A 19,474-nucleotide genomic window follows, 5' to 3' on the forward strand; every position below is an offset into this window, starting at 1 on the left:
CTCACTTTCACAGGCCTATTAACATGCCATGTTGTGAAATCAATATCCCCACCGCTGCCAATTCTGCATTTCATTCATTATTTTCAGAACAACATCCCAATCTTCCACCGACTGGAAAGCAGATCAAATGCCTCCCATGTGGTAATTCTCCTACGTCAGGATCACACCGTTACAGAAATGCGTAGAACCGCACTCCCCGCTAGCGTCACCACGCCTCGCGCCTATGCATCGGACCATGGCATCATCTTCCCCCCTGCAAGGACGCAAGATCCTGATCACCGGCCCCGCTGGCCAGATCGCCTTCCCCCTCGCCCGTTCCCTCGCTCTTTCCAACGAAGTCTGGGGCATCGCCCGCTGCAGCGATCCCACGCAACGGCAGGAGGTTGAAGAAGCGGGGATCAGAACCCTGGCCATCGATCTCCGGCAGCCCGACTTTTCCGATCTCCCGCGCGACTTCACGCATCTCCTGCATCTCGCCGCCTCGGTCGAGGGAAGCGATTGCGATCAGGCGATCACCACCAATGCGGAAGGAACCGGCCTGCTCCTGTCCCACTGCCGCAATGTGGAGGCGGCGCTGATCATGTCGACCGTCGCCATCTACAAACCGCACCCCGACCCACGCCACGCCTATGGCGAAACTGATCCATTAGGCGATGCCATGCTTCCAGGCATGACCGCCTATTCAGTCGCCAAAATCGCGCAGGAAGCGGTTGCCCGGTATTGCGCGCGGGAGTTCGGTATATCCACAATCCTCGCCCGGATGGGCGCATCCTATGGCCCGCGCGGAGGGTTGCCGACGCTGGTCGCACAAGCCGTGGCGGAAGGCCGACCGTGGCTCACGCGATCCGATCCTTGCCCCTATAATCCGATCCATGACGATGATCTGCTCGCTCAACTGCCAGCCCTCCTCGATGCCGCAAGCGTCCCCGCGACAATCGTCAATTGGGCAGGCGACGACATGGTGAGCGTGCAGGATATGGCCGCCTATGCCGGAAGCCTGATCGGCGTCCCCGCGCGTGTCGAAATCGTCCCCGCACCCGGCGCACAACCCGGCTCGGGCGTCGACAACATGCGACGCCTCGCCATCACCGGGCCATGCCAGGTCAACTGGCGCGAAGGCTTGCGCCGCGTCATGACGCAGCTTTACCCTGACAGGATAACATGAAGGAGAGTGAACATGCCGCGCTGGGTGAACCGGCCTGAAGGGTCCAACTGGGGCGATTTCGGTGAGGATGACCAGATCGGCCGGATGAACCTGATCACGCCCGAACGCCGCCGCGCCGCCATGGCGGAAGTCGTCGAAGGCATCGCCTTCACGCTCAGCCTGCCACTCAACGTACCCACCATTCCCCTCGCGCCTTTCCGCCGCCCACCGCTGCTCAGCGCAGCCTGCGACGAGGAGGGCGAAATGTACAACCGCCTCGACCACAATGGCGACGAATCCACCTGCGATGACCGGGTCCTGCTCTACACCCAGCATTCCACCCAGTGGGACGCGCTGTCACATCGCGGTCGCGCCTTCGACGCGGACGGCGACGGCGTGGCGGAGCTGGTCTATTATAACGGCTTCCGCGCTGGCGATCATATCAACGGCCCCGACGGCCCGGCTGGCGAGACCTGCGCCCGCGCGCTCGGCATAGAGACATTGGCGATGGCGGGCGTGCAGGGTCGCGGCGTCATGGTCAACCTGAAAGCCGCCTATGGGACGGAGTACCGGCCCATCTCCCGCGACGATCTGCTGCGCGCGATGGATGCACAGCGGGTGGAGGTGCGTACAGGCGACTTCCTGCTCCTCTACACCGGCGTCGACCGGATGGTTCTCGACCGGGAAGCGAGCGGCAAGGATACGCCGCTGGCCATGGCAGGGTGCGCCCTGGACGGCCGGGACGAAAGCCTGCTCCAATGGATAATCGACAGCGGCATCACCGCCATCTGTTCAGACAATATCGCGATCGAGGCGCTCGACCTCATCCTTTCGCCTGAACCACCCCCCATCCGCCTGCCCATCCACGACCTATGCCTGTTCCGGCAGGGCATTTTCCTGGGCGAACTTTGGTATCTTGAGCAACTGGCCGCATGGCTGCATGAACAAAAGCGCCATGCTTTCCTGCTCACCGCGCCGCCGCTTCGCCTGCCGGGCAGCGTCGGTTCACCCGTGACGCCCATCGCGACTGTCTGAGGGCCAGCCGGAGCCGCGTCAGTCCTTCTTTGTGGGGCTATCCTCGTTCAACATCGCGCATGCGCCGTTCAGGAACAGGCTTGTCACGGTTTCGGCATTGGCCTTGATCTGTGCCGGGGTCATGGCCTTCGTATTATAGATCACGCGATACTGCCACCGCCGCAGCAACAGGGCGACATACAAATCGGCCAGCATTTCAGCACGGGGCTTGCTGAAACCATGCGCCCTTAAAATCTGCTGCAACGGATCAAGCTGGAACCGTTCGAACTGGCGGCGCGACACGTCCTCCAGTTGAGGGAAGCTGATGCTTTCGCGATAGATGATGCGGGCCAGCCTGACCTGCCGGTCATGGTTTATCCGGGTGCTTACATGCAGCGCGTAGCGCATCAGCTGCTCACGCAGCGTGCCCTTGCAATCCCCCGGGAAGTGATGACGGATGGCCGACATTTCCAGACAGGCTTCGAACAACGCGACCTTGTCGGTATAGCGATTATACACCGTCCGCGTGGATACGCCCGCGCGTTCGGCGATCGCGCGCACCGAGGCACCATGGAAACCATGGTTCGAAAATTCCTCCAACGCCGCTTCCAGCATTGCCTCTTGTTTCAGCTCAGCCTCGCGCGCATTGGGTCTGCCTACCCGCCGCGTTGCCCCCTCAACCCTTTTCTCCGCCTCGCTGCTGATCATCGACTGGCCTCGTCCCCCCTTGGCCTGGCACCATGAACCCGCACGAACGCCGTGCGGCTCTAACGCCTGGCTATAGGATATATTGACCGGTCCAGATAGTGGCGGAACGCGCAAGAATGCTTCCGACCGCGGATCCCGGGCGGGGACCCGATCAGGGCACGAGTTGGAGGCCGCTTAGCGCGCCTTCATGCCACGACCGTTGGCACTGGCGGCATGTCCGGCACATTATGCGCGTAACCCATTTCCTCATATCGTTCCGCGATCCTCCACCCCTTGTCCGTGCGGACCAGCTTGTCGCGATACCAGAGGCCGATGAAGAACACCTGCTCCACGCCATCGTCGCCCTTATAGACCATGGGATTGAACAGAACGGTCCGGCTGCGCGCCGTGTCCCCGTCCAGTTCCAGCTTGGTCGTCGCCACCATATGCTGGAATAGCGGGAATCGCTCCATGGCCACGGGCAACCATGCCTTGATCTGCGCCACGCTGCCCTTCGCGCCGCCAGTTTCGCTGTAATCAATCACTGCGTCGGGGGTGAAGACGTCGTCCAGTCCGTCCCAGTTCCGCTCATCAATGGCATAGCTATAGCGGGACAGAAGATCCTGAATCTCCAGCCGATCCGATATTTCCTGAAGCGACAGCATCAGACATCCTCCTTCTGATTTTATATACCGAAACAGGCCCGCCGGGTTCGCGCTTGTCAAGTTTTTCCGTGTATGAGCCTTGAATTGCGTAGCAAACTGACGCAAGCATCAACAAACAAAATGACAGGTTAAGGAGAGGTAGCATGCGTCTGGAAGGCAAGACGGCGATCGTGACCGGCGCAGCTTCGGGAATCGGTCTGGCGGTGGCAAAGCGGCTGGCGGCCGACGGCGCCAAGGTGATCATCGGCGATCGAAACGCCCAAGGCGTTGAAGAGACGGCACAGGCCATTGGTTCGGCGGCTACCGCCCTCGCGCTCGACGTCGCGGATGAAGCATCCTGCAAGGCTATAGTCGATCGCGCGGTCGCGCTTCATGGCGGGCTCGACATCCTCTGCAACATCGCTGGCGTGCTGGATTTCGGCCGCTTCGAAGATGTTGATCGCACGCGGTGGGACCGCGTCATCTCTGTCAACCTGACCGGCGTCTATCAGATGTGCCGCGCCGCCATGCCCCATTTGGTCGAGCGCCGCGGCAATATCATCAACATGGCGTCAGCCGCTGGCCTTGTCGGCGTGCCTTATAATTCGGCCTACACTGCGTCGAAACATGGCGTAGTCGGCCTGACCCGCGCGCTGGCGCTGGAATTTTCGAAGGAAGGCGTGCGCGTGAACGCCGTTTGTCCGGGCGGCGTAGACACGCCGATGCTGCATCAGACCCCGCCGGAAAATATCGACTGGCAGATGGTGATGCGTTCGGCATCCTGGCTAGACAGCGGCGCGATGGCGACCACCGACGACATCGCCGACACCGTGGCTTTTCTGGCATCGGCAGAGGCAAAGCGAATCACCGGCGTGGCCTTCCCCGTCGACGGCGGCCAGACCGCAGGCTGATTCTACCCCAACCTCAAGCTTTTTGAAGAAGAGTGACGACCATGGCGACCCAGCCCGACCAGATTCAGACCCAGCCCCTCGAACGGGAGGCGCTGCTGCAACAGGCGCGTGAAAGGGCAGGGCTCGCTGACTTCGGGGACGAATGGTTCTTAGAACCGATGGACCAGTATATCGAGGCATCTGACCGAGAAGGGCGCCTGACCCCGGCCGGCCGCGCTTCGACGACGGAAGTGATCGTAAAGGGGCTGGTCAGCCGCCTGCGCATGGTCGAGGACATCAAGCGCCACCCTGAGATTCTCAACGAAAAAGTCGATGTCGCGGGTATCATCCTCGGACTGCCGCGCACGGGCAGCACCATCTTCCAGCGCCTGCTCGCCAGCGCGCCCGGCATGACGGGCATACGCTGGTACGAAGCGCAGAATTTCGCCCCCTTCCCCGGCGAAGAACGCGGCAATCCGGTCGAGCGCCGCGCCTATGCGCAGGCGATGATCGACGGCTGGCTCCAGCTTTCACCCGAACTCGCGTCCATCCACCCGCTCGAACCCGACGCGCCGGACGAAGAAATCCTGATCCTCGGCCAGATGTTCGTCAGCACGATGATCGAGGGCATGAATTATGTGCCCAGCTTCACCCGCTGGCTGAACACTTACGACCAGTCAAAGGGGCATGAGGACCTCAAGACCATCCTCAAATATCTCCAGTGGCAGGACCCTTCGCGCAAGGGCCGCAAGTGGATATTGAAGAGCCCGTCCAACCTTCCCTATGCCGAGGTCGCGGCCAAGGCTTTTCCGAACGCGCTGCTCATCATGACGCATCGCGACCCGTTGCAGACCGTCCCCTCCTACGTTTCCATGCAGGCCGCACTTTACAAGCTCAGCGCCACGCTGACCGACGCGGAAGTCGGCGCCTTCTGGTTCCCGCGCCTTGTCGAATGGATGCGCATGTTCGAAGCCGCGCGTGAGCGGATCGGCGAAGACCGATTCATCGACATCGACTATCGCGAAGTCGGCAAGGAACCGATGGCGCAGGCCGAACGGGTCCTTTCCCGCATGGGCATCCCCGTCGATGCGCAATTGGAAGAAGTGCTGGCTGAATTTCTTGCGGGCAACAAGCGCGAGCAGCGCCCGATGCACGACTATTCGCTCGAACGCTTCGGCCTCGATGAAGAAGCCATCAAGCGCGAATTCGCCACCTATCGCGAACGCTACATTTCCTGACGATGGAAGTCCGACCGGGCATATTGCGGACGCCCGAAGCCTGCTTCGATGCGCTGCCGGCCTATGACTTCGCGCCCCACTATGTGGAGGTGGAGGATACGCGCCTTGGCCCGCTGCGCACGCATTATGTCGATGAAGGGGATGCGAAGGCACCCATAGTCCTCATGCTGCACGGCAATCCCACCTGGAGCTATCTATACCGCCACATGATCGGCCCGGTAGCGGCGGTCGGCTATCGCGTCATCGCGCCTGATATGATCGGCTTCGGCAAATCGGACAAGCCCGCATCTCGCGCCGACTATGGCTTCGACCGCTTCGTCCAATGGATGCGCGCCTTCGTGGAGGCCCTCGACCTTCGCGGCGTCACCCTCGTCTGCCAGGATTGGGGCGGCCCCGTCGGCCTGCGCGTCCTGTCCGAATGTCCCGAGCGTTTCAGCGCTGTCCTCGCCACCAACACGCTGCTGCAAAATTGCGACCCGCCACCGCTCGGCGTCCCCGATTGGCCGAGCGAGCAGATCGCCATTTGGGTCGAAACCTGCCGCACCAGCGAAGATCTGCCGCTGGAACTACTCGTCGGTCGCGCCTGCGTCACCGATGTTCCAACAGAGGTGCTCGCCGCCTATGCCGCACCTTTCCCCGACGCCTCCTACAAGAAAGGCATGCTCCAGATCACCTGCGGCATCCCGATCGCGGAGGGCGCCGAAGGGCTGGAGGCGAACCGCGCCGCCTGGCGCTTCCTCGAAAGCTGGGACAAGCCTTTCCTCACCGCCTTCAGCGATCAGGACCCTGCCACCATTGCCTGGGAAGCGGTCTTCCAACGCCGCATCCCAGGCGCAAAAGGCCAGCCGCACACCCGCATCCCCAATGGCGGCCATTTCGTGCAGGAAGATCAGGGCGCAGCGCTGGCGCGGGTGCTGATCAAATTTCTAAAGGCCAATCACTAAGTCCGTTCGCTTCGAGCGCAGTCGAGAAGCCGCAGTACATCGTGTCTCGACTACGCTCGACACGAACGGAGTCTGGCGGAACAGCCCTCAGTGAAACCCCTGCCGGAACGCACGCGGAGTCAGCCCCGTAGCCCGCCGGAACGCGGCACTAAAAGCACTCGCCGTCGCAAAGCCCAACGCTTTCGCGATCCGGTTCATTGGCAGCAATCCGCCCCGGATCATGTCTTGCGCCCGCTCCATCCGGATCGCTGCTGCATGATCGGACAGCGCCATGCCCGCCGTCGCCGCGAAGGATCGCGACAGGTGCGACCGGCTGATCCCACACAGGCTGGCAAGCGCCTGCGTCGTCGGCCATTCCCCGTCACTCGACCGCAGCGCCTCCTCGATCCGGGCGAGCTGCCAGGGCGCAAGACCTCCCTGCGCCGCGTCCGCTTGCCGCGTCCGCCGGAACAGCCGCGCCAGTTCTACCATCGCCAACTGCACCAGCGCCTCGACCGCCATCTCCGCACCAAAGCCCGGCGTCACCGTTTCCTGCTTCAGCCGCTCCGCCAGCGCCATCAGCACCGGTGAGTTGATCGCCGCGCATCGGCTCAACCGCCGTGAGTCCCAGTCCGACAATCCCGTTACAGCGGCAAAGCGCACCGGATCGAAACGGCAGGTCAATATGTCCAGCGTGCCCCCATCGCCGCGCGAATGCATGGCGATGCCGCCGGGCCGCAGCATCAGGCGGCCAACCTTGTGTCGCCGCCGGTCGCCCAGATCGAACATGATTTCGCCCTGCGTCCCTTCGGCGCGCGGCATGACGATCGACAGGATCGGCGCTTCGTCCAGTTCCCACATCTCATTGGGCCGGGGCAGCTCATAACGGCGAAGTTCGACACGCGCAGCACTGCTGACGGCAGAGGCCAGCACCGTCCACGGTCCGCTATGGCCGCCCGGCGTAGCTTTGGCATCGGTCAAAAGCTGCTGCGTCATCACCGCAACGATAATCTCATGCGAGCGAGAGAACAAGCACTGGCTATGCGCAGAAAAAACTGCCATCTACAACGCAACAAAGCAAAAGATGGAGAGTGTTTCATGAGCAGAACCATAGTTGTAACCGGCGCTGCATCGGGAATCGGCGCCGCCACCCGCGACAGGCTGGAACGTGGCGGCCATCGCGTCATTGGCGTCGATCTGCGCAATTCTGATATCGATGCCGATCTGGGCACCGTCGAAGGCCGGGCCAGCATGATAGATCAGGTGACGCGTCTTGCGCCCGATGGCGTCGATGCCGTGCTCGCGGGCGCGGGCATCTCACGCCAGGGGATGGACCGCGAAACCATCGCCATCAATTATTTCGGTGCGGTCGCCACGCTGGAAGGACTACGACCCCTGCTGGCGAAATCCGCCCGGCCCCGCGCCGTCGCCATCTGCTCAACCGCCGCGATGCTTCCGTCGAACAACAAGGTGGTCGAACTTTGCCTCGCGGATAAGGAAGAAGCCGCGCTGGACGCCATCGCCGCTGACGCGGGCAACGCCTATGCCACGTCAAAAAACGCCTTGTCCCACTGGGTGCGCCGCGCGGCGGTAAGACCTGAATGGGGCGGCGCAGGCATCCTGCTGAACGGCATCGGGCCGGGCGTCGTAAAGACGCCGATGACGACGCCGCTGCTCGACCAACCCGACATGGTCAAGCTGATCAACCAGAGTAATCCGATCGCGATCAAGGATTATGCGGGACCCGAAGACATCGCCGAACTGCTCGATTTCCTGCTCAACATGGAAAATAACTATCTTCTCGGCCAGTTGATCTTCATCGACGGCGGCAGCGATGCCATATTGCGGCCTCAGCAAATCTGACGCCAAAGGGGCGGCGGCCCACGATAAACAGAAACTAGGCCAAGGAAAGGAAGAGCGATGTCGGGTCTGCAAGGCAAGGTTGCCCTCATAACCGGGGCAGGACAGGGCATTGGTCAGGGCATCGCCCTCGCCCTCGCCAGCGAAGGCGTCGATCTGCTCCTCGCCGGAAGGACGCTCGAAAAGGTCCAGGAAACCGCGCAGCTTGCGCAGGAACGCGGCGTCCGCGCCATCGCCGTCGCCTGCAATGTCAAGGACGCGGACGATCTCGCCGCCGCCGTGGACAGGGCGGTCACCGATCTGGGCGGCGTCGACATCCTGATCAACAATGCGCAGGAAGTGCCGCTCGGCCTGCTGGATGAAGTGACTGACGAGGCTTTCCTTGCCGGATTTGAATCCGGCCCGCTCGCCTCCTTCCGCCTGATGAAGCTGGTGCGTCCCCACATGGCGGCGCGCGGCGGCGGCACCATTTTCAACTTCGCCTCGTCCGCTGGCATCCGCTGGGACATGACCGGCTATGGCTGTTACGGCGCGGTGAAGCAGGCGACCCGCGTCCTTACGCGCGCGGGTGCAGCGGAATGGGGGCGGCAGAATATCCGCGTCCTCACCATCGCGCCGCATGCTGAATCCCCGGGCCTCAAATGGTGGATCGAAAATAATCCCGAAGAAGCAAAGGCCTTCTTCCGCACCATCCCGCTCGACCGCATCGGCCGACTGGAGGAAGATATCGGCCGGGCGATCGTCGCGCTGTGCGGATCGGACCTGTCCTATCTGACCGGCGCCACCATCCCGCTCGACGGCGGACAGGCCAATTTCGACTGACCTGAAAGATTGATGGAGAGATCTGAATGGAAAAGCTGATCTGCGCTCTTTGGGCGCCCGAGGGCATGAGCCGCGCCGAATATGCGGAACAATTAAAGGCCACACTGCCAACCGCGCTCAAGGAAGCGGGCGCCAATACGATCCGCCTCAATGTCCGTGACGCAACTGTGGAGCCCGCCGCGCCCCTGCTCCAAACTTGGCAGCAGCCGCAGCAGGATGCGGTTGTGCAATTCTGGCTGCCCACCTCCAATGCCCATTTCCGCGGCCCTATCGATAGCATAGTGGCCGAACATAGCGGCCGGTTCGCGGCATGGCTGGTTGCGGAATCCACCATCATCCCAAACCGGGATCATGTGCCGCAGGCCGGCGCGCGCACCTGGGGCTGGTCGCAGGCCAGCTTCATCTCCTTCCGCCCCGACATGAGCTGGGAGGATGCCGTCGCACATTGGCACAGTCACCACACCCGCGTCGCCATCGATACCCAGGCGAATTTTGAATATGTGCAGAATATCATCGTCCGTGCGCTAACGCCGAACGCGCCCGATTATGACGCCTTTGTCGAGGAATGCTTCTCGCCGGAAGCGATGACCGTTTCCCCCGCCTTCTTCGACGCGGTGGGCGATGATGCAAAATTCGCTCGTAATACAAAGGATATGGCGGAAAGTTGCGCAGGCTTCATTGATTTCTCGCGCATCGACATCATCCCGACGAGCCAGTTCGACTTCGCGCATCTGGACGGCAGGTGAAATCTTCGGGGGCCATCTGAAAAACGAACAGTGACCAGCCGGAGTTGAAGGATGACCATCTCCATCACGGCCTTCGAACGTTCCCCCGATCGCGGCCGGGGCATGGCCCGCGACATGCGGGTCAGATGGGCTCTCGAAGAGGCAGGCGTGCCCTATCAGGTCAGGCTCCTCTCCTTTGAGGAGATGAAACAGCCCAGCTACCTCGCATCGCAGCCCTTCGGACAGATACCGGCTTATGAAGAAGATGGCCTCACCCTCTTCGAAACCGGGGCGATCATCCTGCACGTCGGCGATCGGCATGGCGGTCTCTGGCCCGGCGATCCCCATAGCCGTGCCCGCGCCATTGCCTGGATGTTCGCCGCCCTCAACACCGTCGAACCCCCGATCCTGGAACGGGAAATGCCCAAATATCTGGAACGCGACCAAAGCTGGTATGAAGCACGCATGCCCCTGTTAGACAGCCGCGTGAAACAGCGTCTGTCGGAACTTTCCAACTGGCTCGGCGATCGTAAGTGGCTTGAGGACGACTTCAGCGCCGGAGATCTGCTGATGGTCACCGTGCTGCGAAGGCTCACCGGATCAGGGCTGCTGGAACTCTACCCCAACCTCCCGCCCTATATCGCGCGCGGCGAAGCCCGCCCCGCCTACCAGCGCGCCTTTGCCGATCAACTCGCGGTGTTCAACAAGTCCGAACAGACGGGCTAACCCGCATCCGGCTGCCGATCCGGATGCGCCGCCTGAACAGCGGGCAGCGCCAGGGCAGCCTCACCCGCCGCCACCAATCGGGGATAGGGCGACAAATCGACCCCGAACCGCCCCGCATTATAAAGCTGCGGCACAAGATAACAGTCGGCCAATGTCGGCCCGTCCCCATAAGCGAAACCCGCCCCATGCCGCGCGACCAACTGCTCAAGCGGCGCAAAGCCCTCGGCGATCCAATGCCTCGCCCACTCTTTCACCTGATCCTTGGATGCGTGCAACTGGTTCTGCAATCGGTTAAGGACACGCAGATTGTTGAGAGGGTGGATGTCGCAACCGATCAACGCGGCCATCGACCGCACAACCGCAACCTCATCCGCATCGCGGGGCAACAAGGGCGGCTCGGGCCACTTACCGTCGATCCATTCGAGGATGGCCGGGCTTTCAATGAGGGTCCTGCCCTCCACCTCCAAAGCGGGCACCAAGCCATGAGGCGCGATGGCGAGGTAATCGGCATCCCGCTGCTCCCCCGCGCGCAGGTCATGACTGACCTGAACGTAACCGACGCCTTTCAGGTTCAGCGCGATGCGCACGCGATAGGCGGCGGACGAACGCCAATATCCGTGCAGGGTGACAGGCGCGGTCATGCCGACATCACCACGGCCCGGCATTCGCCAAAACCGATCGGAACAAAGCCCGGCGCGTTCGCCGTTGCGCGCAGGAAAATCTCGTCGCCATCTTCGACGAACGAGCGCGTCTCTCCATCAGGCAATGTCAGCGGCTCTCGCCCACCTTCGGTCAGTTCCAACATGCTGCCATAACCCTCCCGTGTCGGCGCGGAGATCGTGCCCGTGCCCAACAGGTCCCCCGCATTGAGGTTGCATCCATTGGACGCATGATGCGTCACGATCTGGTTGACCGTCCAATACATGTTGCTGGCTGGCCCGGTGCTGAGACGAAATGGCGGCTGCCCTTTCTCCCGCATGCGCTGCGTCTGGATGAATGCTTCCATCGTCACGGCAAGCGCCCCATGTTGGAGGTCCGCGTCCGAACAGAGATAGGGCAACGGCAGCGGATCATCCTCCGACCGAGCAGGTTGGGCCATGCGGAACGGCGCCATGGCCTCGGCCGTCACGATCCAGGGCGAGATGGTGGACTGGAAATTCTTCGCCAGAAACGGCCCAAGCGGCTGATATTCCCACGCCTGAAAATCCCGCGCAGACCAGTCGTTCAAAAGGCAGAATCCGGCGATATGATTCCCCGCCTCATTGATCGGGATCGGGCTACCCAGATCATTGCCCGTGCCGATCCAGACGCCCAGCTCCAGCTCATAATCAAGCCGCGCGGACATGCCGTAAACGGGCTCCTGCGCATCTGGCGGCTTGCGCTGTCCACACGGCCGCCGCACCGGCACACCTGACGGGCGTATGGACGAGGCGCGGCCATGATAGCCGATGGGCACATATTTGTAGTTGGGCAGCAGCGGATTGTCGGGCCGGAACTGTCGTCCGACATTGTTCGCATGATGAATGCCCACATAGAAATCGGTGTAATCGCCAATGCGCGCGGGCAAATGCATGGTGACTTCGCCCGATGGATAGAGCATCGGCTCCACTGCCGCACGGTTCGCCGGATCGGAGAGCAACGCGCTGATCCGCCGCCGCAGAGCTCGCCTCTGCTCCGGCGGCAGCGCGAGCATCCGGTTCAGCACCGGCTCCGCGCAAACCTTCTCCCACTCCCCGCCAAGCAGCCCAGCCTCCGCGCATGCCCGCAGGTCGAGGACCATGTCGCCAATCGCCACTCCGATCCGAGCCTGCTCCTCGCGCGGCGCGAAGATGCCCAAAGGCAGATTCTGGATCGGAAAGTCCCGATGTCCCTGCGCGCTTTCCACCCAACTGGTCAGCGCGGAATCATGGGTCTCATCGCATTCCCACCAGTTCATCAGCGCGGCTCCTCCGGAGGCAAAGGGAGCTGCGCCTTGGCAAACCCCTTCCAGCAGCTGTCATAGTCGCGCTGCAACAATGGCGTCTCCATCGCCCATCTGGTCGGCGCATAGGGCAGGCGGCTTTCGAACATGAACGCCATCATCGCGTCTGTCTTCACCGGGGCGAGCTTAGCCGAAACCGCCCTGTCATGGCTTTCGACATCCGGCCCATGCGCGGACATGCAATTATGGAGCGACGCGCCGCCGGGCATGAAGCCTGACGCCTTGGCATCATATTCCCCTTCGATCAGGCCCATAAATTCGCTCATGACATTGCGATGAAACCAAGGCGGGCGAAATGTATCCTCCGCCACCATCCATCGCGGCGGAAAGATCACAAAGTCGACATTCGCCGTGCCGGGCGTATCGCTGGGCGACGTCAGAACCGTGAAGATCGATGGATCGGGATGGTCATAGCTCACCGTTCCCATCGTGTTGAAGCGGCGGAGGTCATAGCGGAACGGCGCCAGATTGCCGTGCCATGCGACCACGTCGAACGGGCTATGGTCCGCCCTGCTCGTCCAGAGCGACCCCATATATTTCTGAACAATCTCGAACGGCCGCTCGACATCTTCATAGGCCGCCACCGGCGCTTCAAAGTCCCGCGCATTGGCAAGCCCGTTCGACCCGATCGGCCCAAGCTCGGGCAAGCGAAAGGGCAGCCCGTAATTTTCGCAGACATATCCCCGCGCAGCCCCGTCGAGCAGTTCGACCCGAAAACGCACGCCCCTCGGTATCAGGATCATGTCCAATGGCGCAGCCGTCAAGACGCCCATCTCGGTCACGATCTGCAACGCCCCCTGCTGCGGCAGGATCAGCATTTCACCATCAGCAGAAAAGAAGGCCCGGTCGATCATGGACCGATTGGCAGCGAACAGATGAACGGCGCAGCCCAATCCCTGCGCCACGTCGCCATTCACCGCATAGGTAACCAGCCCGTCGATGAAATCAGTCGGCGCTTCCGGCATGCCCAACGAGTCCCACCGCAATCGGTTAGGCGAAAGGAGGCCGTCAGGAAGCGGCCCGGACCGCAAAAGCCGCGCGCCTTCATAAGGCTGGTACGAACCATGCTCGGCTGAAGGCCGCATCCGGTAAAGCCAGCTCCGCTGGTTCTGGTGCCGGGGCGCGGTAAAGGCCGTGCCCGAAAGCTGTTCGGCATAGAGGCCATAAGGCACGTGCTGAGGCGAATTGCGCCCAATCGGCAGCGCCCCCGGCACCGCTTCCGTCGAATGGACATTGCCGAAACCGCAAAGCGTCATGTCAGCCTCACTCATCAACAGTGATCACGCCGCGCCGTATCTGGTCCAACTCAATACTTTCGAACAATGCCTGAAAATTGCCGTTGCCGAAACCTTCATTGCCTTTGCGCTGGATGATTTCGAAGAAGATCGGCCCGAACATATTCTCCGTGAAGATTTGGAGCAATATGCCCTCCCTCTCCACATCACCGTCAATGAGTATCCGGTTCTTCCGCAACCGCTCCAGATCCTCGCCATGTCCGGGCACGCGTCTATCGACCAGTTCATAATAGGTATCGATAGTATCCTGGAGCCGAACGCCCCGCGCCCGCAGCTTTTCGACGGTCGTGTAGATATCATTCGTGGTAAGCGCCAAATGCTGGATACCCTCGCCATGATATTGGCGAATGAATTCCTCGATCTGGCTCTTGTCGTCCTGACTTTCATTCAGCGGAATACGGATTGCCCGATCCGGCGCGATCATGGCCTGGCTCAACAGCCCGGTAGCCTGCCCCTTGATGTCAAAGAATTTCTGCTCCTCGAAATTGAAAAGCGTGCGGTAGAATTGGCTCCATACACGCATATGCCCCCGCCGGACATTGTGCGTCAGGTGATCGAGCATATCGAGGCCCACATTGTTGGCGGCCTCTGCCCACCGCCATCCGGGGAACTCCGCCCAATCCTCATAAAGATCTTCGCCGTCCCTGACGAAATAGAGATACGATCCGCCAATCCCCTGAATGACCGTATCATCCTCCTCGGTCGGCTGCGCACCATGCTCAAGCGCCCACGCCATCGCCGCTTCGGGATCGGCTACGCGAAAGGCCATGGCGCTGGCTGATGGGCCATGCTCGCCGCGAAACGCCGCCACCCGCCCGGCATCGTCCCGGTTCAGCATCAGGTTGATGCGACCTTGTTTATACCGCGTGATGTTCTTGGAAGGATGCCGATGCGTCGGCACGAAACCCAATTGTTCGAACTGCGTCGCCATCGCATCAGGGTCTGGCGACGTAAATTCAACAAATTCAAATCCGTTCAGGCCCAATGGATTGTCAGCCATGTCCGTCACCTCTTTCTCTTGATCTTGCATAATTCTGCGTTCCCCGGCTGAAGACATGGTCCATAGGGATTATTTCGTCCGCCTCTATGACCTCCTCTTGCTTCAGCTCTTCATAAAGCGGGGCAAAGTCCATCTCGACTGTCTGGCGCAGCAGATCATCGAAGCTGTCGATGACGAAATAGGACTGTTGATAATCATCGATCCGATATTTGGTCCGCATGAGCCGCTTCAGGTCGAAACCGATCCGGTTGGGCGATGGATCATCCAACGCGAACAGGGACTCGCCATGGGAAGAGACGATCCCCGCACCATAGATTTTAAGGTCCGGCCCCTCGCGCATCAGGCCGAACTCGACCGTATACCAATAAAGGCGCGCCAGCTTCTCGATCGCACCCAGGCCATCCGCGCGCAGCCCGCCCTCGCCATAGGCCTGCATATAATCGGCGAAAACCGGATGGGCGAGCAGCGGCACATGGCCGAACACGTCATGGAAAACGTCCGGCTCCTGCAAATAATCCAGCTGGTCAGGCCTGCGAATGAAGCGTCCCGCCACAAACCGCCGGTTTGCCAGATGCTCGAAGAACGTCCTGTCCGGCACCAATCCCGGCACCGCGACCACCTGCCAGCCTGTCCGCTTCATCAACCTTTCGGATAATTCCTCAAAGTTCGGAATGCCCGGTTTTGCGATCCGCAGAATATCCAGACCGTCCGTAAATTCCTTCACCGCCCGGCCGGGCAGCAGAGCAGCTTGCCGCGCGAACAGCTCATCCCAAACGGCATGCTCCTGGGGCGTGTAGCTTTCCCAATCCTGCCGGATCGTCCAATCCTCCGCAGCGCCTGCGGGGCGTTCGATGGTTGAAGCGGCCATATGGAATATATGACACGACCCCCATGTAAGGGGGTTCCAATTTCACGCGAAATGGGCGAGTTTAAGAAACATAGTCATCACATCGAGACACAATATGAAAGATTTTCGTCAAATCGATGAGATTGACCGCAGGATCATCTCTATACTTCAAAAGGATGCCACGGTCAGCCATGCCGAACTCGCCGAACAGGTTGGCGCTTCCACCGCTTCATGCTGGCGCCGGATCAAGGCGTTGGAAACGGCCGGCATTCTCACCGGCGCCGTCCGCCTGGTGAACCCGGAAAAGGTCGATCGCGGCGTCAATGTGCTCTGCAACATCCGGATGCGCAGCCATGCGCGCGACGCAAGGCAGGCGTTCGAGGATTTCGTGGATAGCCACCCGGAGATTGTGGAGTGCTTCTCCATGTCGGGCGAGTGGGACTATCTGCTCCGCATCGTGGTTGCCGACGTCGCGGACTATAATCTGTTCCTGATGCACACATTGCTGGGCCATCCGTCCGTCGCCAGCGCTGCATCCCATTTTGCCCTGTCGATGACCAAATATACGACCGCGCTGCCCGTGTGAGCAGCAGGTAGCGGCCTGCGACCGTCAGGAGCGTCGCGCCGCCTTCTCGGACAAGACGAGGCACGTTTCGTGGGCAGCCGGGTCTTGCGCTTGGCGGCCGATCAAGCCAAGCAATGATCATGCACCAGGGAAAAAGGCGAAGCGGCGCGGGCCGACCTCGCGCGGCAGAGATTGAAGAACGCGCGGAAGCCTTGCTCGAAGTGGCCGAACAGGCGTTGATAGAAGTGGGCTATGAACGCGCCACCCTGACATTGATCGCCCAGCGCGCGAGCGTTTCGAAAAAGACCATCTACGCCAAATATGGCGGCAAACCCGGACTGTTGCGAGCCGTGCTGGACCGGATTGCCGACCGGAACATGGCCGCCGATCTCCGCCTGCTCGATCGCGACAATCCGGTCGAGGGCCTTTATGAATGGGCTCGCATGATCATGCGCAGCACCCGGACCAGGGCCGCGCATGCCGTCACCGCGATCAGCATGCGCGAAGGATTGCGTTTCCCGGAATTCCGGGATGCGATGGAAGAGGCACGGACCCTGCGCCAGCAGACCCCCCTTCGCTCCTATCTGGAACGCCTGCGGGCGCGGGGCCTCATCCGCCCCGTCGACTGCGAAGAGGTCGCATCAATGTTCCTGTGGATATTGTCGCAGGACATGGTCGACGCCGTTTCCGCGGGCACGGTCGAACCGCTGACCGACGAAGAAGCCGATGCAAAGGCTCGACGCGTGGCAGAACTGATCGCGCAGGGATTGATGCCCAAAGCGGGCAACGCCTGACCCTTCTAGGTTGTGTGGGGATTCAGTTCAGGGCGAGGCGAAAATGGTGAATTTCGAGAACCGGCGCGCAGCGTACTTCAGTACGTGAGCACCGGAAGCGCAGAAAGTCGCCATTTGCAGGCCGTCATGGGCTGAATCCCCACACAACCTAAAGCGCGATAAGGAGCGACCTTAGCCGCCCCTCGTCACTGCCGATCAATATTGGCGACCAAGTCCGCCATCATGATAGATAGACGCCCCAGTCACAAAGCGCGACTCATCCGACGCCAAATAGACAAAGGCATGTGCCGTATCTTCCGGGAAGCTTTCGATACCGAGCGGGCACATGTTCACCAGCTCCTGAATACCTGCCTGCGCCGACTCGTAGAGGCCAAGCTGCGCATATCCCTCATAGCCTTCCTTCAGCAGCGGCGTCGTCGTCTGCCCCGGATGCACTGAATTGACCCGGATGCGCTTGGGGCCGAATTCGATCGCGCCGCACATGGTCAACATGCGCTGCGCCGCCTTTGACACATGGTAGCTCAGGTTATGGGCGTTGGGCATGTGGGACGCCATGGACACGGTATTGATCACCGACCCACCGCCCCGAAAGCGGGTCACCGCATCGGCCAGAGCAGGCGCGCAATGCTTCATGCCCAAAAAGCCGCTGTCATGGTTGACCGCCATGACCTTGCGCAGGTCCTCCAGCGACGTGGCTTCGATACCGCCATGGATGGAAATACCGGCATTGTTCACCAGCACGTCGATCGCGCCGAATTCAGACACGACCATCGATACCAGCTTGGCCCAGTCCGCTTCCAGCGTCACATCCTGCGCGACGAGCTTGAATCGGCCAGCGCCATGCTTGGCTTCCATCTCGCTGCTGACCGCGTCCTCTGTACGAAGATCGGTGGCGATCACCGCGCGCGCACCTTCCCGCAGGAACGCGTCGCATACCGCCGCGCCGATATTACCCTGACGGCCTGCTCCCGTTACGATCGCGACCTTGCCTTCCAAACGCGCCATTGTTCCTCATCCTTTCCACATTCCGAAAAATGGGTATCGGCGAGTTCCATAACGAGTCAAGCCGCGAGTGTGGATTCGACCCATGATAGGATGCGCCAGATCGTTGCCGTCAGTCCGAGCCGAGCTTTTGACAGCCGCGTGCCGGGGGCGCATGGGCATCCTATGCAACTCGCCCATTTCGACATCGACATTTTCCTTCGCGACCATTGGCAAAAGCGTCCGCTGCTGATCCGCAATCCGTGGAAGGACTGGGACAATCCGCTCGATCCGGACGAACTGGCCGGGCTCGCCTGCGAAGAGGGCGTGGAGTCACGCCTGATCACGCGTCAGGCTGATCAACTGAAGATGGAAAGCGGCCCCTTGCCGGAGGCGCGCTTTGGCGAACTCGGAACCGAACCGTGGACGCTACTGGTGCAGGCGGTGGATCATCATGTCCCCGACGTCGCGGCCCTCATAGAAGCCTTCCGCTTCATCCCCGACTGGCGCATCGACGATGTGATGGTCAGCTACGCCACGGACGGGGGCGGCGTGGGGCCTCATTTCGATCAATATGACGTGTTTCTGGTGCAGGGCCTCGGCAAACGGCGCTGGCGCGTCGGGCCGCCATGCAGTTCCGCGACACCTTTGCTGCCGCATGACGATCTACGTCTGATCGCCGATTTTGAAGCGGAGGGTGACTGGATATTGGAGCCCGGCGACATTCTGTACGTACCACCCTGCTTTGCGCATGATGGTGTGGCGGTTGGTGATGATTGCATGACCTATTCGATCGGGTTTCGCGCGCCCTCCCGCGCCGACCTTGTCGAAGGCTGGTCCGCGCATCAGGCGGACGGCATGGCGGAGGAGGACCGTTATGCCGACCCCGATCTCGCCCGACAGTTCAATCCGGGAGAAATCACCACCCCTGCGCTCGACCGGCTGCATGCGATGGTGATGGAGGCATTGGCCGATCGCGATGCCTTCGCCCGCTGGTTCGGGCAGCATAGCAGCTCGCCCAAATATTCCGATGCCGATTGGCGGCTCGATGAGCCGATCGCGGCCGATGATGTACAGGCGTGGCTTTCCCAAGGGGCATCGCTCCAGCGCAACCCGGCCAGCCGTTATTCCTTCATCCGGCAGGGATCATCCATTCTGCTGTTCGCGGACGGCCATTGTTTCGATTGTGGGACGGACATCGCCTCCCTCGCCGAGCAGCTCTGCTCAAGCCCCATGGTCGCGGCCAATCCGGACCTTGCGCAAAACCCCGGCGCGGTCGGCCTCATCAAAACGCTAATCGATCAGGGCAGCCTCGCCTTCGATGAAGAGGATTGATCA

Annotated in this window: 21 protein-coding genes; 12 read left to right on the plus strand and 9 right to left on the minus strand. The window is 61.3% G+C overall.

Translation table 11 applies throughout. The annotated features are described in order from the left end of the window. Positions 1–235: 235 nt before the first annotated feature. Positions 236–1,165, plus strand: coding sequence for an NAD-dependent epimerase/dehydratase family protein (locus IZV00_RS16570; RefSeq protein WP_196226734.1), 930 nt, complete (start codon positions 236–238; stop codon positions 1,163–1,165). Positions 1,166–1,177: 12 nt separating this feature from the next. Further along, positions 1,178–2,179 (plus strand): cyclase family protein, encoded by a 1,002-nt coding sequence (locus tag IZV00_RS16575; protein ID WP_196226735.1) that lies wholly within the window; start codon positions 1,178–1,180, stop codon positions 2,177–2,179. A gap of 18 nt (positions 2,180–2,197) precedes the next feature. Here IZV00_RS16575 and IZV00_RS16580 read toward each other — a convergent pair whose 3' ends face one another. Both IZV00_RS16580 and IZV00_RS16585 read right to left on the minus strand, forming a co-directional pair. After that, positions 2,198–2,866 (minus strand): TetR/AcrR family transcriptional regulator, encoded by a 669-nt coding sequence (locus IZV00_RS16580; protein ID WP_196226736.1) that lies wholly within the window; start codon positions 2,864–2,866, stop codon positions 2,198–2,200. Between the two features lie 185 nt (positions 2,867–3,051). Next, positions 3,052–3,510, minus strand: coding sequence for a nuclear transport factor 2 family protein (locus tag IZV00_RS16585; protein WP_196226737.1), 459 nt, complete (start codon positions 3,508–3,510; stop codon positions 3,052–3,054). Positions 3,511–3,653: 143 nt separating this feature from the next. Here IZV00_RS16585 and IZV00_RS16590 point away from each other — a divergent pair, with 143 nt between their 5' ends. From IZV00_RS16590 to IZV00_RS16600, 3 genes are read left to right on the plus strand one after another with little or no spacing between them, the layout of a single operon-like run. After that, positions 3,654–4,400: an SDR family NAD(P)-dependent oxidoreductase gene (locus IZV00_RS16590; RefSeq protein WP_196226738.1), complete on the plus strand. Its 747-nt coding sequence runs from the start codon at positions 3,654–3,656 to the stop codon at positions 4,398–4,400. Between the two features lie 41 nt (positions 4,401–4,441). After that, entirely contained in the window at positions 4,442–5,617 is a 1,176-nt protein-coding gene (locus tag IZV00_RS16595) for a sulfotransferase family protein (protein WP_196226739.1), read from the plus strand. Positions 5,618–5,619: 2 nt separating this feature from the next. Next, positions 5,620–6,561 (plus strand): haloalkane dehalogenase, encoded by a 942-nt coding sequence (locus IZV00_RS16600; RefSeq protein ID WP_196226740.1) that lies wholly within the window; start codon positions 5,620–5,622, stop codon positions 6,559–6,561. Between the two features lie 87 nt (positions 6,562–6,648). Here IZV00_RS16600 and IZV00_RS16605 read toward each other — a convergent pair whose 3' ends face one another. Next, positions 6,649–7,602, minus strand: a complete 954-nt coding sequence (locus IZV00_RS16605) for a helix-turn-helix domain-containing protein (protein WP_196226741.1) — start codon at positions 7,600–7,602, stop codon at positions 6,649–6,651. 36 nt (positions 7,603–7,638) lie between these two features. Between IZV00_RS16605 and IZV00_RS16610 the strand changes: the two genes are divergently transcribed. From IZV00_RS16610 to IZV00_RS16625, 4 genes are read left to right on the plus strand one after another with little or no spacing between them, the layout of a single operon-like run. Next, positions 7,639–8,403: an SDR family oxidoreductase gene (locus IZV00_RS16610; RefSeq protein ID WP_196226742.1), complete on the plus strand. Its 765-nt coding sequence runs from the start codon at positions 7,639–7,641 to the stop codon at positions 8,401–8,403. 57 nt (positions 8,404–8,460) lie between these two features. Then, complete coding sequence (locus tag IZV00_RS16615; protein ID WP_196226743.1) at positions 8,461–9,222, plus strand: SDR family NAD(P)-dependent oxidoreductase; 762 nt, start codon at positions 8,461–8,463, stop codon at positions 9,220–9,222. A gap of 26 nt (positions 9,223–9,248) precedes the next feature. Beyond that, positions 9,249–9,968 carry a 7-beta-hydroxysteroid dehydratase Hsh3 gene (gene hsh3 / locus IZV00_RS16620; RefSeq protein ID WP_196226744.1) on the plus strand — a complete coding sequence of 240 codons (720 nt, stop codon included), beginning with the start codon at positions 9,249–9,251 and terminating at the stop codon, positions 9,966–9,968. A 51-nt stretch (positions 9,969–10,019) separates the two neighbouring features. Further along, a complete protein-coding gene (locus IZV00_RS16625) occupies positions 10,020–10,673 on the plus strand; it encodes a glutathione S-transferase family protein (protein WP_196226745.1) in 654 nt (217 codons plus the stop codon). Here IZV00_RS16625 and maiA read toward each other — a convergent pair. The 5 genes from maiA to phhA are packed head-to-tail and all read right to left on the minus strand — an operon-like array spanning position 10,670 to position 15,817. Then, the gene (maiA, locus tag IZV00_RS16630; RefSeq protein ID WP_196226746.1) at positions 10,670–11,314 is read right to left on the minus strand and encodes a maleylacetoacetate isomerase; all 645 of its coding nucleotides are present in this window, start codon (positions 11,312–11,314) and stop codon (positions 10,670–10,672) included. The genes IZV00_RS16625 and maiA overlap by 4 nt on opposite strands. Beyond that, positions 11,311–12,609 carry a fumarylacetoacetase gene (gene fahA / locus IZV00_RS16635; RefSeq protein ID WP_196226747.1) on the minus strand — a complete coding sequence of 433 codons (1,299 nt, stop codon included), beginning with the start codon at positions 12,607–12,609 and terminating at the stop codon, positions 11,311–11,313. The genes maiA and fahA overlap by 4 nt, the downstream gene beginning before the upstream one ends. Continuing rightward, entirely contained in the window at positions 12,609–13,925 is a 1,317-nt protein-coding gene (gene hmgA, locus IZV00_RS16640) for a homogentisate 1,2-dioxygenase (protein WP_196226748.1), read from the minus strand. Before hmgA ends, fahA begins: the two co-directional genes overlap by 1 nt. Continuing rightward, a complete protein-coding gene (gene hppD / locus IZV00_RS16645; protein WP_196226749.1) occupies positions 13,918–14,949 on the minus strand; it encodes a 4-hydroxyphenylpyruvate dioxygenase in 1,032 nt (343 codons plus the stop codon). Before hppD ends, hmgA begins: the two co-directional genes overlap by 8 nt. After that, on the minus strand, positions 14,942–15,817 hold the full coding sequence (phhA, locus tag IZV00_RS16650; RefSeq protein ID WP_196226750.1) for a phenylalanine 4-monooxygenase: 876 nt from the start codon (positions 15,815–15,817) through the stop codon (positions 14,942–14,944). The genes hppD and phhA overlap by 8 nt, the downstream gene beginning before the upstream one ends. Before the next feature lie 94 nt (positions 15,818–15,911). On the opposite strand from phhA, the gene IZV00_RS16655 reads away from it, so the two are divergent. Continuing rightward, positions 15,912–16,382: an Lrp/AsnC family transcriptional regulator gene (locus IZV00_RS16655; protein ID WP_196226751.1), complete on the plus strand. Its 471-nt coding sequence runs from the start codon at positions 15,912–15,914 to the stop codon at positions 16,380–16,382. A gap of 119 nt (positions 16,383–16,501) precedes the next feature. After that, positions 16,502–17,155 carry a TetR/AcrR family transcriptional regulator gene (locus IZV00_RS16660; protein ID WP_196226752.1) on the plus strand — a complete coding sequence of 218 codons (654 nt, stop codon included), beginning with the start codon at positions 16,502–16,504 and terminating at the stop codon, positions 17,153–17,155. 195 nt (positions 17,156–17,350) lie between these two features. On the opposite strand, the gene IZV00_RS16665 is transcribed toward IZV00_RS16660, so the two are convergent. Further along, positions 17,351–18,160, minus strand: a complete 810-nt coding sequence (locus IZV00_RS16665; RefSeq protein WP_196226753.1) for an SDR family NAD(P)-dependent oxidoreductase — start codon at positions 18,158–18,160, stop codon at positions 17,351–17,353. Positions 18,161–18,322: 162 nt separating this feature from the next. Here IZV00_RS16665 and IZV00_RS16670 point away from each other — a divergent pair, with 162 nt between their 5' ends. Beyond that, positions 18,323–19,471 carry a cupin domain-containing protein gene (locus IZV00_RS16670; protein ID WP_196226754.1) on the plus strand — a complete coding sequence of 383 codons (1,149 nt, stop codon included), beginning with the start codon at positions 18,323–18,325 and terminating at the stop codon, positions 19,469–19,471. Positions 19,472–19,474 lie beyond the last annotated feature (3 nt).

Origin of the sequence: Sphingobium sp. Cam5-1 (assembly GCF_015693305.1) — a bacterium.
In the GTDB taxonomy this organism is placed as follows: Bacteria; Pseudomonadota; Alphaproteobacteria; order Sphingomonadales; family Sphingomonadaceae; genus Sphingobium.